12 protein-coding genes and 1 pseudogene are annotated in these 14,149 nt (G+C 71.8%); 4 read left to right on the top strand and 9 right to left on the bottom strand.

Going from position 1 to position 14,149, the window contains the following annotated elements; translation table 11 throughout:
- The first annotated feature begins 200 nt into the window (after positions 1–200).
- The 3 genes from SLINC_RS25955 (at position 201) to SLINC_RS25945 (ending at position 4,504) form a co-directional block, all read left to right on the top strand.
- Complete coding sequence (locus SLINC_RS25955; protein ID WP_067437633.1) at positions 201–977, top strand: thioesterase II family protein; 777 nt, start codon at positions 201–203, stop codon at positions 975–977.
- 718 nt (positions 978–1,695) lie between these two features.
- The gene (locus SLINC_RS50255) at positions 1,696–2,982 is read left to right on the top strand and encodes a leucine-rich repeat domain-containing protein (RefSeq protein WP_079164732.1); all 1,287 of its coding nucleotides are present in this window, start codon (positions 1,696–1,698) and stop codon (positions 2,980–2,982) included.
- Positions 2,983–3,145: 163 nt separating this feature from the next.
- Positions 3,146–4,504, top strand: a complete 1,359-nt coding sequence (locus SLINC_RS25945) for a histidine-type phosphatase (RefSeq protein ID WP_067437632.1) — start codon at positions 3,146–3,148, stop codon at positions 4,502–4,504.
- A 24-nt stretch (positions 4,505–4,528) separates the two neighbouring features.
- Here SLINC_RS25945 and SLINC_RS25940 read toward each other — a convergent pair whose 3' ends face one another.
- The 8 genes and pseudogenes from SLINC_RS25940 to SLINC_RS25905 form a co-directional block, all read right to left on the bottom strand.
- The gene (locus tag SLINC_RS25940; RefSeq protein ID WP_067437630.1) at positions 4,529–5,794 is read right to left on the bottom strand and encodes an ArgE/DapE family deacylase; all 1,266 of its coding nucleotides are present in this window, start codon (positions 5,792–5,794) and stop codon (positions 4,529–4,531) included.
- 114 nt (positions 5,795–5,908) lie between these two features.
- Positions 5,909–7,321, bottom strand: coding sequence for a HAMP domain-containing sensor histidine kinase (locus tag SLINC_RS25935; RefSeq protein ID WP_067437629.1), 1,413 nt, complete (start codon positions 7,319–7,321; stop codon positions 5,909–5,911).
- Positions 7,322–8,023: a response regulator transcription factor gene (locus SLINC_RS25930; RefSeq protein WP_067437627.1), complete on the bottom strand. Its 702-nt coding sequence runs from the start codon at positions 8,021–8,023 to the stop codon at positions 7,322–7,324.
- A gap of 386 nt (positions 8,024–8,409) precedes the next feature.
- The gene (locus tag SLINC_RS25925; RefSeq protein ID WP_067437626.1) at positions 8,410–9,000 is read right to left on the bottom strand and encodes an FMN reductase; all 591 of its coding nucleotides are present in this window, start codon (positions 8,998–9,000) and stop codon (positions 8,410–8,412) included.
- Entirely contained in the window at positions 8,997–10,079 is a 1,083-nt protein-coding gene (locus SLINC_RS25920) for an LLM class flavin-dependent oxidoreductase (RefSeq protein ID WP_067437624.1), read from the bottom strand. The genes SLINC_RS25925 and SLINC_RS25920 overlap by 4 nt, the downstream gene beginning before the upstream one ends.
- Before the next feature lie 226 nt (positions 10,080–10,305).
- A pseudogene (locus SLINC_RS25915) lies at positions 10,306–10,696 on the bottom strand (zinc-binding dehydrogenase); the annotation flags it as partial.
- A gap of 118 nt (positions 10,697–10,814) precedes the next feature.
- Positions 10,815–11,324, bottom strand: coding sequence for a hypothetical protein (locus tag SLINC_RS25910; RefSeq protein ID WP_067437623.1), 510 nt, complete (start codon positions 11,322–11,324; stop codon positions 10,815–10,817).
- A 121-nt stretch (positions 11,325–11,445) separates the two neighbouring features.
- Positions 11,446–11,880, bottom strand: coding sequence for an ester cyclase (locus tag SLINC_RS25905; RefSeq protein ID WP_067437621.1), 435 nt, complete (start codon positions 11,878–11,880; stop codon positions 11,446–11,448).
- 172 nt (positions 11,881–12,052) lie between these two features.
- Here SLINC_RS25905 and SLINC_RS25900 point away from each other — a divergent pair, with 172 nt between their 5' ends.
- Entirely contained in the window at positions 12,053–12,829 is a 777-nt protein-coding gene (locus tag SLINC_RS25900) for an SDR family NAD(P)-dependent oxidoreductase (RefSeq protein ID WP_067437620.1), read from the top strand.
- Positions 12,830–12,918: 89 nt separating this feature from the next.
- Here the strand turns inward: SLINC_RS25900 and SLINC_RS25895 are convergent, their stop codons facing one another.
- Positions 12,919–14,112 (bottom strand): RtcB family protein, encoded by a 1,194-nt coding sequence (locus SLINC_RS25895; protein WP_067437618.1) that lies wholly within the window; start codon positions 14,110–14,112, stop codon positions 12,919–12,921.
- Positions 14,113–14,149 lie beyond the last annotated feature (37 nt).

The following is a 14,149-nucleotide window of genomic DNA, read 5'->3' as shown; positions in this document are numbered from 1 at the left end:
GTTCCAGAACATGAGGGCACGCCTGCTCGATCGACCCAAAATCGGGCATTGCTCCCCCGGTGCGGCACACATTCCGGAGGGGACCCTGACACACGACCGGGAAGGCGTCAAGATCAATCCAAATCCTGGAATGCGCCCCCGGAATGCCTTACACCGGATACCGTGCCCTGATCGTCCCCTGAGGAAAGGATGGCCGAAAAGTGCCCCAGACCGCACGCTGGCTCAAGCGATACCGTCCGGTTCCCGCGCCGCGACTCAGGCTGGTCTGTCTGCCGCACGGCGGCGGCACCGCCAGCTTCTTCCGCTCCTGGGCCGACGCCCTGCCCGAGGAGGTGGAACCGGCGGCGGTGCAGTACCCCGGCCGGCAGGAGCGACTGGCCGAAAGCTGTATCGAGGCGATGGATCCGCTGGCGGACTGCATAGCCGAGGCGCTCCACCCGCTCGTCGCGGACGACACCCCCTTCGCCCTCTTCGGCCACAGCATGGGCGCCACGGTCGCCTACGAGGTGACCCGCCGCCTGGAAGCCCACGGCAACGCCCCCCACCGGCTGTTCGTCTCGGGCCAGGCCACCCCCTTCAAGGAACGCACCGGCCCACAACTGCACCAGGAGGACGACGCCACTCTCCTCGCGGGCGTCCGCGCCTACGGCGGTGCCTACGAGACCCTGGTCGACGACCCCGACCTCCTGGAGGTCGTCCTGCCCTCCCTGCGCGCCGACGTCCGCCTCATGGAGACCTACCGCCCCACCACCACGGCCCCCCTCACCACCCCCGTCACCGCCTACGTCGGCGACGCGGACCCCGGCGTCACGGCCGACGACGTGGCCGCCTGGCGCGAGACGACCTCCGGCGACTTCACCCTCCGAACCTTCGAGGGCGGCCACTTCTTCCTCACGACCCACCGAGACGCCCTCCTCGCGGACATCATGCGCAGCGTCACCACGGGGTCGCCTTCCTCGGTCGGGGGCGGCGGATAGCCCCGCCCGGCCTGGACGCCGGCTCTCCACGGAACCGGTCCCCGTACCGACCTCACGAACCACCTCACCGGCTCGAACCCGCGGGCGGCCGCTGTTCTCCCCGAGGACCATGACGGGCGCGAGGCAGCGCCTGTGCCACGCGAACGGGGCGCGCTGCTGCGGTGGTTCGACGAGGCGACCGAGCACTGCCGCCGGCGCTGGACACCGACCGGCCCCTGCTGCCCGTACGGTCCGCCGACCGCGCGGTCGCCTCCCGGCGCTGCCGCCACTGCCTCGAAGCCGGGGCCGTCGGCCGCGTGACCGCCCGACAGTGCCGCTCGACGGTCGCCGGGCCAGGAGACGGGTGCCGTCCGCCTACCGCTTGAACGCCCTTGCCCGGAACAGGGGTTGACCCCATGCCCATACCTCCGTCGGAGGCGGCGAACAGCCCCCGGCCTGGACGCCAGGTCCCGCCTCCCCCGCCACAGGACCGGTCCCCGTGCCAACCTCACGCACCCCTCACCGGAGACGAGCACCGTCCGCCCACCGCGAACGCCCCAGCCCGGCACGTAGGTCGACCTCATGCCCATACCTCCGTCGGGGTGGCGGACAGCCCCGCCCGGCCTGGACGCCAGGTCCCCTCCCCCTCCACCGGACCGGCCCCCGTACCGACCTCACGAACCACCTCACCGCAGACGAGCACCGTGAACACCCCGGCCCCCCAAGTAAGTTGCCCCCCATGCCCACACCCCCGCTGATCCTGCTGCTCTCGGGGAGCCTGCGCGCCGGCTCCACCAACGAGGCCGTTCTGCGCACCGTCCAGGCCCTCGCACCGGCTGCACGGGTTCGTGCCGTCCGTTACGACGGCCTCGCGGGTCTGCCGCACTTCAATCCCGACGAGGACGCCGACCCGCTGCCGCGGCCGGTGGCCGAGTTGCGGGAGGCCATCGATCGGGCGGACGGGATCCTGATCTGCTCGCCCGAGTACGCGGGCACCCTGCCGGGCTCGTTCAAGAACCTGCTGGACTGGACGGTGGGCGGCACCGAGATCGTCGGCAAGCCGGTCGCCTGGACCAACGCGGCCGCCCCGGGTCGCGGCCAGGGCGCCGAGGCCACGCTGCGGACGGTCCTGGGCTACACGGGTGCCGCGCTCGTGGAACCGGCCTGCGTGCGGATCCCGGTGGACCGGGGGACGCTCGACGCGGAGGGCCTCCTCACCGACCCGGAGGCGCGTCGGCAACTGGTGCGGGTGCTGGGCCTGTTGGCGGGCCGCGAGGACACCCCACCACCCGAGGACCGGGCCGCCGCACCGCACGAACTGAACCTGTGGCGCCGGCAGCTGGGGAAGGTACCCGCGCCGGTCTGGCGGCGCACCGAACTCCAGATCCTGATCCTCGCGGACAACGGGCTCACCGACCTCCCGCCCGACATCGGCCGCCTGCACCGGCTGACCACCCTGGACCTCGGCCACAACCACCTCACCGCGGTCCCCGACGAACTCGGCGCCCTGACCGGCCTCACCGGCTTCCTCTACCTGCACGACAACAGGCTGACCGAGCTCCCGGCCTCCCTGGGCCGGCTGACGCTGCTGCGCTATCTCAACGTCGGCGAGAACGCCCTCACCGCCCTGCCCGACTCCCTCGGCCGCATGACCTCCCTGCGCGAGCTGCGGGCCCAGCACAACCGGCTGAGCGCCCTCCCCGACACCCTCGGCCACCTCCGTGACCTGCGCGAACTCTGGCTCCGCGGCAACGCGCTGGAAAGCCTCCCCGCGTCCACGGCCGACCTCCACGAGCTGCGCCACCTCGACCTGCGCGAGAACGCCCTCGCCGAACTCCCCCCGCCCCTGGCCCGCCTTCCCCGCCTCCGTCACCTCGACGTCCGCGGCAACCGCCTCACCCGGCTCCCCGAGTGGCTCCTCGACCTGCCCGCCCTGGAGAAGCTGGACCTGCGCTGGAATCCCTGCGCCCGCGCCACACCACTACTGACCGAGCTGGAGCGGCGAGGCTGCGTCGTCCTGCTGTAACCCGGGCACTGCCCCCGCCACCACCCCGGCCCGACCCTTTACCCCCTCATCGAAAACCGCTGGTCAAAGAAATACCGGAGCGCAACACCTGCTCCAGCCACCCCACCACCCCCCGCCACCACCGGGCCACCCCTCGTTCACGTCCCCCACGAACCATCCGCACATGAGACGTCTCACCCCCGCCCTGGCCTCGGCCACCGCCACCGCCCTGGCCGCACTCCTGGTCGCCGGCCCCGCGAGCGCCGACGTGAACGGCGGTGCCCGGGACAGCTACGGCACCAAGGCGACGTACGCACCCGGCCAGAACCCGCGCACCTACCAGCGGCCCCCCGCCGGCTTCACCCCCGTCTTCACCGAGAACGTCTCCCGGCACGGCTCCCGCGCCGCCACCGACGGCGAGGACGCGGACCTGGTCCTGGCCCTGTGGAAGAAGGCCGACGCGACGGGCGAACTCACCGCGAAAGGACGGCAGTTCGGACCGAAGGCGCAAGCCCTGCAACAGGCCATGAGCACCGTCGGCTACGGCGACCTCAGCGGACGCGGCAAGCGCGAGATCCAGGACACGGCCGTCCGCATGGAACGGCGGCTGCCCGGACTGTTCCGGAAGATCGCCGCCGACAAGGAGAAGATCGACGTCGTCAGCTCGGGCCAGGGCCGCGCGGTCGACAGCGCCAACCTCTACGCCGGCGCGCTCGCCGCCACCGACCCGGCCCTGAAGCCGCTGATCGGCCCGACCCGCACGGACGTCGACCTGCTCTACTTCCACAAGGCGGCGGGCGGCGCGGCCTACCGGGACTACCTCGCGAACGACCGGCGGCTCGCGCGCACCCTGAAGTCGATCACCGACCGGCCCGCCACCCACCGCGCCGCCGGGGACGTACTGAAGAAGCTCTTCAAGGGCGGCTTCGTCGACCGGCTCTCCGACGACGACCGCGTGGCCGCCGCCACGGCCGTCTACAACCTGTACGCCATCGCGCCCGCCATGAGCGACGAGAGCCCCGGCGGCAGGGGCTGGGGGATGGAGCGGTTCATCGCGAAGCGGGACGCGGCCTGGTTCGGGTATCTGAGCGACGCCGAGGACTTCTACGAGAAGGGCCCCGGCTTCGCGGACAGCGACATCACCTACAAGATGGCCGGCTTCCTCCTCGACGACCTCTTCCGGCAGGTCGAGGCCAAGCGCGCCGGCACCGGCGACCTCGGCGCCGAGCTCCGCTTCACCCACGCCGAGGAGATCATCCCGCTGGCCGCCCTGATGGGCCTGCCCGGCAGCACCGAGGGCGCCACCGCCGCGCGACCGTACACCTACGCCGACAACCCGTGGCGCGGCGCGTCCGTGGCCCCGCTCGGCTCGAACATCCAGTGGGACGTCTTCCGCAAGGGCGACACCTACCTGGTGCGGATGCTCTACAACGAGAAGGAGACCGCCTTCAAGACCGGCTGCCGCCCCGTCTCCCCCGGCAGCACGTTCTACGACCTCGCCGAACTGGAACGCTGCTTCGGCCGGACGCCCGACGGCGCCTGACCCCCGCCCGGCCCCGTCCGTCCCTCACTTCGTCCCGACCGTCCGCAGCACGGTCAGCGCCAACGTCCGCGCCACGGCCACCACTTCCCGCACGGACACCTGCTCGCGCGGGCTGTGCGCCACCCGGATGTCCCCGGGCCCGTACTGCACGGTCGGAATCCCGGCCCCGCCGTACAACCGCAGATCACTGCCGTACGGCGCCCCGCGCTCCCTCGGTGCCGGTCCGCCCACCACATCCGCGTGGGCGGACCGGATCACGTCGGGCAGCGGATGCCCCGCGGGCAGCCGGCCGCTCGCGAACTGCCCGCCCGGCCAGGTCACGGACACCGGGTGCGCCCGCAGCCACGGGTCGGCGGCGCACGCGGCGGCCACGCACCGCTCGAACTCCTCCCGCGCGGACGCCGGGTCCTCCCCCAGCCGTACGCCCAACCGCCCCTCCGCGACCAGCAGATCGGGCACGCTGCTGGCCCAGTCACCGGCCCGCAGCACGCCGACCGACAGGGCGTAGGGGATCGGGTACTCGGCCATCAGCGGATCCGGGTCCCGGTTGCGGTCGGCCTCCAGCCGGGCCAGCGCCCGGTGCAGCGGCAGATACGCGTCGATCGCGCTGACGCCCTCCTCCCGTGAACTGGCGTGCGCGGCCTTGCCGTTCACGGTGATCCGGAAGGTCAGCGCGCCCGCGTTCGCGGTGATGAGCGTCCCGGCGGTCGGTTCCGCGATGACACACGCGTCGCCGCCGTGCCCCCGCCTGAGCGTCCCGAAGGCGCCGAGTCCGCCGTCCTCCTCCCCGACGACGAAATGCGCGGCCACCTGCCCCCGCAGCCGCACCCCGCTCGCCCGGACCGCCTCCAGCACGGCCAGATGGGCCGCCAGCCCGGCCTTCATGTCGCACGCCCCCCGCCCGTGCACGACATCCCCGGTCACCCGGGGCACGAACGGATCCCCCTCCCAGGCCGCCGGATCACCGGCCGGTACGACGTCCACGTGCCCCTGCAGCACCAGCACCGGCCCGTCCCCGCCGTCCCGCGTCCGCCCCACCAGCCCCCACGCCTCGTCCCGCGGCGCCTCCGCCCCCGGGAAGTCGGGATGCGCGAGCAACTCGGGCAGATCCATCGCCCACAGGTCGACCTCCAGCCCGTGCCGCTCCAGCCGCCCGGCGAGCAGATGCTGAAGCTCCGACTCGGCCGCACTCCCGGTCACACTCGGAACAGCGACGAGCTCCATCAGCGTCCGCGCGACGGCCACCTCGTCGATCGCCGCAAGCACGGCGGCCTCGTCATCACCCAGCACCTGACAACCCCCTTGTGCCAACCCACCCAGGGGCGCGGGGAACGGCGCGACAAGCCACAACGAACCCGCACCCGCCAGAACACAGAACGCCCCGAACTCACAGGCGCCCGGCGTTCACACCCCACCCACCGTAAACCCGATCACCGCCCCGCCCCCCTCCCGAGGCACGGCGAACGGCGCTCCCCCATGGGACAACGCCACCTCCCGCACGATCGACAGGCCGAGCCCGGACCCGGGCAGCGACCGCGCGTCCGCGGCCCGGTAGAAGCGGTCGAAGACACGCATCAGGTCCCCGTCCGCGATACCCGCCCCCCGGTCGAGAACCTCGACCCGCACGGTCCCCGCCCGTGCCGGCCCGGTGACGTTGATCTCGATGGGATGCGAACCGTCCCGGTCGAACTTGGCCGCGTTCTCCACGAGGTTGGACAGCGCCCGCTGAAGCATCCCCGGCCGCCCGTCGGTCGTCGTGTCCCCGCTCGCCCGGACCACGATCTCCCGCCCGGTACGCCGCCGGGCGAGGCCCGCCACCTCGTCGGCGATGTCCGCGAGGTCCACCCGCTGCGGCGGCTCGGTGTCGGACTGCCCGGCGGCGAGGTCCACCAGCTCGTTGACCAGATCGGTCAGTTCACGGGCCTCCTGGCCCAGGTCCGCGACCAGCTCCTCCCGGGTGGCGGGCGGCAGCTCGTCGATCCGGCGCAGCAGCGAGATGTTCGTACGCAACGACGTCAGCGGCGTCCGCAGCTCGTGGCCCGCGTCCTGGACCAGCCGGCGCTGGTCCTCCTCGGACTGGGCCAGCCGCCCCAGCATGCGGTCGAAGGCGCGGCCGAGGCGGCCGACCTCGTCGTAGCCGTGGACGGGCACCTGGATGCCGAGCCGCCGGGTGCGGGCGACGTCCTCGGCGGCGGAGGTGAGGATGACCAGCCGGCGGGTGATGCGCCGGGCGAGCCACCAGCCGAACAGACCGGCGCCTATCACGACCGCGACCATCAGGATCAGGGTGCGCCGCTGGAGTGCCCGCAGCAGGTCCTCGGTGTCGCTGAACTCCTGCGCGACCTGCACCGCGCCCCGCCCGCTGCCGAGCGAGACGGTGGCGACGCGGTAGACGTCGTTGCCGACGCCGACGTCCTTGTGCTCCACCATCCGCCCGGCCGGGTCGACGCCCGCGATCCTCCGGTCGGCGGCGGTGACCGGCAGCCCCGGCCGCCCGGGGTCCAGGACCGCGCCGTCCGGCCCGAGCACCTGTACGTCGGTACGGGCCGGCCGGACGAGATCGTGGCCCGGCGCCGAGGAGGAGAAGTCGTCCGGTGTCATCTCGTGCTGCCGGACCTCGTCCCGCAGATCCTGTACGACCTCGTCGAACACCGACTCCTGGTCCACCCGCACCAGCCGCGCGGCCGCACCGTACGACAGCACACCCACCAGCACGGTCACGGCCGCGGTCACGGCCGCGAAGGACACCGCGAAGGTCGTCCGCAACGACAGCAGCCGCGGCCGCCGCCTCCCCAGCAGCCGCCCGAGGCGGCTCACTCAGTCCTCCCGCAGCACGTAACCGACGCCGCGGACGGTGTGGATCAGCTGCGGGGCGCCCGGCTCGTCGAGCTTGCGGCGGAGGTAGCCGACGTAGACGGCGAGGTTCTTGGAGCCGGGGCCGAAGTCGTAGCCCCAGATGCGGTCGTAGATGGTGGAGTGGTCCAGCACGATCCCCGCGTTCCGCACGAGCAGTTCCAGCAGCTCGAACTCGGTGCGGGTCAGCTCCAGCTCACGGGTGCCGCGCCAGGCGCGGCGGGCCTGCACGTCCATGCGCAGCCCGGCCGCGTCGATCTGCCCCTCCGGGGCGGACGGCGTCTTCGGTACGCCGGTCAGGGCGCCCACCGGGCTGGTGCGGCGCAGCAGGGCGCGCAGCCGGGCGAAGACCTCCTCGACGTCGAAGGGCTTCACCACGTAGTCGTCGGCGCCGGCGTCCAGACCGGCGATCCGGTCCGCCGTCTCCACCAGCGCCGTCAGCATCAGGATCGGCGTGCTGTCCCCCTCGGCACGCAGCACCCGGCAGACCTGGAGTCCGTCGATGCCGGGCATCATCACGTCGAGCAGAAGCACGTCCGGCGGGGACTTGTGGGCCTGCGCCAGCGCCTCGACGCCGTCGGCGACCGCGGTGACCTGGTAGCCCTCCAGGGTCAGGGCGCGCTCCAGGGCGTGACGGATGGCGCGGTCGTCTTCGGCGAGCAGCACAGTCTGAGGCACGCCCTCAGTGTGCCTCGCCTTCCCCGCCCCACGACGTGATGAGCGGCTCACCGGGTCGCCTTCTTACGCCCCTCTCACCCACGGGGGCGCAACCCAGGGCCTGTCTGGCGGATCATGTCGCGGTCGCGGGGCTCTGGCACGCACTCTCCCACTGCCTTAAAGGCGTGGGGGGACCCCCAGCCGCGTTGTCGCCGGTTGCCGACTCCCCCACGCTCGAACAACCTCGCGCGGGGGGACCCCCATCGCGTCGCCGCCCTCCTCCGCCTTGCAGCTGCACGCACCAAACCCCCGCTCACCGGCACTGATCAGGCACCGTTGGATGCCTGCGACCCGATCCGCCGGACAGACTCTGGGGCCGCCCCCCTACCGTCCTCTCACCCCGTGCCCCGCAGCGCCGCGAGCTGCTCGGCGAACGGCACGACGTCGAGGTCGTTCCTGACCGGCTTCGCCGCGGACTGGCCGTTCATCAGCCCCGCCAGCTCGCCCGCCGCCCGCCGGATCCGACCGTCCAAGCCCTCGGCGCCCCAGTCCTCGGAGGCGGCGTACACGCCGGTCGGGACGACGACGGCCTTGAGGTGGGCGAAGAGCGGCCGCAGCGCGTGGTCCAGCACCATCGAGTGCCGGGCGGTACCGCCGCTCGCCGCGATCAGCACCGGCGTGCCCGCCAGCGCGTCCTTGTCGATCACGTCGAAGAAGGACTTGAACAGTCCGCTGTACGAGGCCGAGAAGACGGGCGTGACCACGATCAGACCGTCCGCCCCGGTCACCGCGTCGATCGCGGCGGCCAGCGCCCGGCCCGGGAAGCCGTTGGTGAGGTTCTGCGCGATCTCCACGGCGAGTTCGCGCAGCTCGACGATCTGCACGTCGACCGGAGTCTGCCGGCCCACGGCGGCGGCCAGCCGGTCGGCCAGCAGCCGCGTGGAGGACGGCACGCTCAGCCCGGCCGAGACGACGACGAGCTTCATCGCGCCGCCTCCTGGTTCCGCAGCAGGGACTGGTGCGTCGGCGCCTCGGGCACATCGGCCGGACGCCCGACCGCGAACTCCTTGCGCAGCACGGGCACGACCTCCTCGCCGAGCATGTCGAGCTGTTCCAGGACGGTCTTCAGGGGCAGCCCGGCGTGGTCGATCAGGAACAGCTGGCGCTGGTAGTCGCCGGCGTACTCGCGGAAGGCCAGCGTCTTCTCGATGACCTGCTCCGGGGAGCCGACGGTCAGCGGGGTCTGGTCGGTGAACTCCTCCAGCGACGGCCCGTGCCCGTAGACGGGGGCGACATCGAAGTACGGGCGGAACTCGCGGATCGCGTCCTGAGAGTTGCGGCGCATGAACACGTGCCCGCCGAGGCCGACGACGGCCTGCTCGGGGGTGCCGTGGCCGTAGTGCGCGTACCGCTGGCGGTACAGGTCGACCATCCGCTTGGTGTGGTCGGCCGGCCAGAAGATGTTGTTGTGGAAGAAGCCGTCGCCGTAGTACGCGGCCTGCTCGGCGATCTCCGGCGAGCGGATGGAGCCGTGCCAGACGAACGGCGGTACGCCGTCCAGCGGCCGGGGCGTGGAGGTGAACCCCTGGAGCGGTGTCCGGAACTTCCCCTCCCAGTCCACGACGTCCTCGCGCCACAGCCGCCGCAGCAGGGCGTAGTTCTCGACGGCGAGATTGATGCCCTGCCGGATGTCCTGCCCGAACCAGGGATAGACCGGGCCGGTGTTGCCGCGGCCCATCATCAGGTCCACCCGGCCGTCTGCCAGGTGCTGGAGCATCGCGAAGTCCTCGGCGATCTTCACCGGGTCGTTGGTGGTGATCAGCGTGGTGGAGGTGGAGAGGATCAGCTTCTCCGTCCGCGCGGCCACATAGCCGAGCATGGTCGTCGGCGACGACGGCACGAACGGCGGGTTGTGGTGCTCACCGGTGGCGAACACATCGAGCCCGACCTCCTCGGCCTTGAGCGCGATGGCGACCATGGCCTTGATGCGCTCACGCTCGGTCGGCGTCCGGCCCGTGGTCGGGTCCGGCGTGACATCGCCGACGCTGAAGATCCCGAACTGCATGGTCGCTCACCCTCCAGGTTGTTGACCGTTCAACTATACATTCCGAACGGCCCCCACGCCCGCCGTATTCCTCTCCGCACGCCCCTCCGTCCACCCCTCCTCCGCAGCTCCCGCAGAACGGGCAGCACTTCGGCAGCAAGACGGTGGTCACCGGGCTCCGGATCGATGATCCCCATGGCCGTAACCCATCCGGAACCGACCGGGCGGCCGGGTCGCGCACCCGCCCCTACGGCACCAGCACCAACCGCCCCCCGCACCCCGCCAGCCGGGCATGCGCCTTCGACGCCTCGCCCAAGGGGTACGTCCCGGCCACCCGGAGAGTCAGCGCCCCCTCGTCCACCAGCCCGACCAGCTCCGCGAGCCGGGCCCCGTCGGCCTGAAACCCGACCGAGGCGGTCCGCACCCCGCGCACCGAAGCCGGATGCGCCTCAGGAATGACACCCAGGTAGGCACCCCGCGTCCCGCACCCACTCCAGGGCCGGCCCACCGAGGACGGCCGCGTCCAGGACGGCATCGAAGCGCCCCGCCCCGACCCCGCCACTCACGAAGTCCACCGCACCCAGGGACCGTATGAACTCCTCGTCCCCCGCACGGGCCAGCGCGGTCACCGCCACCCCGGAAGAACTGGGCGGAGACCCACCTCGAGGAAGTGCACGAGGCACGCGAGCGCTACGACACCGAAGACGCCGGTGTCGCAGCCGGTGCCGGTGCCGCGGTCGACGCCGGGGCCGGCGCTCAGAAGTAGTACTCGTCCCCCGTGTCCAGCACGAGCACCCGCTGCCGGTCGTTGAGCCGGTTGCGGTCCACCGCCCCGCCGCTCCACACCGTGTCGATCTCCAGCAGCACCTCGGACGGCATACCCAGCAGCCGCACCCGCAGCTCGACCCGCTCCCCCAGACCGTCCGCGGCCAGCGCCCCGATCCGGCACAGCACGACCTGCCGTCCCGACCGCGCACACCCCTCCGGCATCGCCTGCCGGTCCACCAGCGGTTCCGACCAGCGCAGCCGCACCGTCGCGTCCGGCACCGCCGACGGCCCGTGGTTGCGCGGCGTGAACCGCACGTCCACCCGGCCGGAGGCCATCCGGGCGAGGCCGTGATAGGCGAGATCCGCCTCGGGCCCACCGTCGGCCCAGCCCTCGGCCGGGCCGTCCCCGACCGCCCCCGCGACCGGCACCGCACCGCCCACCACCGCCAGGGCGACCCCCCACACCACCAGGCCCCGCAACCGCAGCCCTGCCCGCATGCCACCCACTCCTCGCTCCGCCACACCCGTAACCGACACGGGATGTATCCCACGAGGAGCGAGCGACAGGCGCCGTCCATCAGGTGACACCGCTCAGAGCGACCCGCTCGAAACGACTCGCTCAGGACGGCTGGTCGGGCAGCAGTCCCAGCTGCCCCAGGAACTCCATCTCGTCGAAGTAGAGCCGGTAGTCCACGATCCGCCCGTCCTTCACGGTGGCGATGTCCACCCCGCGGATCCGGATCTCCTTCTGCGTCGCGGGGAGCGTCTCCCCGGTGGGCAGGTGCAGCGGCCCGGAGTTGCGTCCGCTGAAGACACCCTCGTCGATGGCCGTGTCCCCGACCTCGTACGAGTGCACCGTCTCGAACGTGGCCTCGGGGACCGCCTCCGTCATCTGCCGCCAGTACTCGACGATGCCGTCGCGCCCGCGGATCTCCCCCTCGTCGGGGGTGAGGGCGACGGCGTCCTCGGCGTACAGCTCGCCGATGGCCTTCAGATCGGGATGCGCGGTCAGCGCGTCCGTGAGCCGGTCCATGACCTCGCGCGCCTCTCCCATGTTCCACCTCCACACGGTCGGAGGATCACCCACCCCATTGTCCCACCGCACCCCGTCGGGCACCGACCGCACAGCGGGATCACCGGCCGCCCCGGCGGCACGCCCACCTATCCTGACGACAGCCAGTCGTACGTACGAACGCACGCATCCCGACCGCACGAGGAGCAAGCCCATGGCCCCCGCCGCCCCGTCCGCCGCCTCCCGCATCGCCGTCGTCACCGGCGCGAGCAGCGGCATCGGTGCCGCCACGGCACGCCGGCTCGCCGAGGCCGGCTACCGCGTCGTCCTCACCGCCCGCCGCAAGGACCGTATCGAGGCGCTGGCGGAGGAGATCACCGCGGCGGGCCACCACGCGACGGCCTATGCCCTCGACGTCACCGACCGCACCGCGGTGGACGAGTTCGCCACGGCCTTCAAGACGATCGGCGTCCTGGTCAACAACGCCGGCGGGGCCCTCGGCGCCGACCCGGTCGCGACCGGCGACCCGGCCGACTGGCGCACGATGTACGAGACCAACGTCATCGGCACCCTGAACCTCACCCAGGCCCTGCTCCCCAAGCTCGACGCGAGCGGCGACGGCACGATCGTCGTCGTCTCCTCCACCGCCGGCCACAGCACCTACGAGGGCGGCGGAGGCTACGTCGCCGCCAAGCACGGCGCCCACGTCCTCGCCGAGACCCTCCGCCTGGAGATCGTCGGCCGCCCCGTCCGCGTCATCGAGATCGCCCCCGGCATGGTCAAGACCGACGAGTTCGCCCTCACCCGTTTCGCCGGCGACAAGGAGAAGGCGGAGAAGGTCTACCAGGGCGTCGCCGAACCCCTGACGGCCGACGACGTCGCCGACACCATCACCTGGACCATCACCCGCCCCAGCCACGTCAACGTAGACCTCCTCGTCCTCCGCCCCCGAGCCCAGGCGTCCAACACGAAGGTCCACCGGGAGCTCTGAGCGAGCCGACGACGGCATGCGCGAGGCCCCCGGTACGACACCGGGGGCCTCACCCTGTCCGCCGTGCGGCTCACCGTCCGCCGTGCGGCTCAACCCTTCACGCAGACGACCTGCTTCAGCTTCGCCACGACCTCCACGAGGTCCCGCTGCTGGTCGATGACCTGGTCGATCGACTTGTACGCACCCGGGATCTCGTCCACGACACCGGAGTCCTTACGGCACTCCACGCCCCGCGTCTGCTCCTCCAGGTCCTTCGTTGAGAAGCGCCGCTTCGCCGCGGTGCGGCTCATCCGCCGACCCGCCCCGTGGGAAGCCGAGTTGAAGGACTTCTCGTTGCCGAGGCCCTTCACGATGTACGACCCCGTGCCCATCGAGCCCGGGATGATCCCGAACTCGCCGGAACCGGCCCGGATCGCGCCCTTGCGGGTCACGAGCAGGTCCATACCGTCGTAGCGCTCCTCCGCGACGTAGTTGTGGTGGGCGCTGATCTCCGCCTCGAAGGCCGGCTTCGCCTTCTTGAACTCCCTGCGGATCACGTCCTTCAGGAGCGCCATCATCAGCGTGCGGTTGTACTTGGCGTACTCCTGCGCCCAGAACAGGTCGTTGCGGTACGCCGCCATCTGCGGGGTGTCCGCGACGAAGACGGCGAGGTCCCGGTCGACCAGCCCCTGGTTGTGCGGCAGCTTCTGGGCGACGCCGATGTGGAACTCGGCCAGTTCCTTGCCGATGTTCCGCGAACCGGAGTGCAGCATCAGCCAGACAGAACCGATCATATCCGTGCAGACCTCGACAAAGTGGTTCCCTCCGCCGAGCGTTCCCATCTGCTTTTCAGCGCGATCGTGACGGAACTTGACCGCATCCGCTACCCCCTCGAACCGCCCCCAGAAGTCCTCCCACCCCGCGGTGGCAAGGCCGTGGAAGCCGCCCGGATCGACGGGATCGTCATGCATTCCCCGCCCCACGGGAATCGCCTGCTCGATCTTCGACCGCAACCGGGACAGGTCCCCCGGGAGGTCGTTCGCGGTGAGAGACGTCTTCACGGCAGACATCCCGCAGCCGATGTCGACACCGACCGCCGCCGGACACACGGCACCCTGCATCGCGATGACAGACCCGACCGTCGCCCCCTTGCCGTAGTGGACGTCCGGCATGACAGCCAGCCCCTGGACCCACGGCAGGGTCGCCACGTTGCGGAGCTGCTGAAGCGCGCCCTCCTCGACCGACGCCGGGTCGGTCCACATACGGATCGGAACCTTCGCGCCCGGCATTTCCACGTACGACATATCGTCCTCATTCCCCCGGAAACCAACAGAAGTCTTA

Source organism: Streptomyces lincolnensis (assembly GCF_001685355.1).
GTDB classification, from domain to species: Bacteria; Actinomycetota; Actinomycetes; order Streptomycetales; family Streptomycetaceae; genus Streptomyces; species Streptomyces lincolnensis.
The sequence above is the reverse complement of the archived record's forward strand: the minus strand, read 5'-3'. Positions and strand labels throughout refer to the sequence as shown.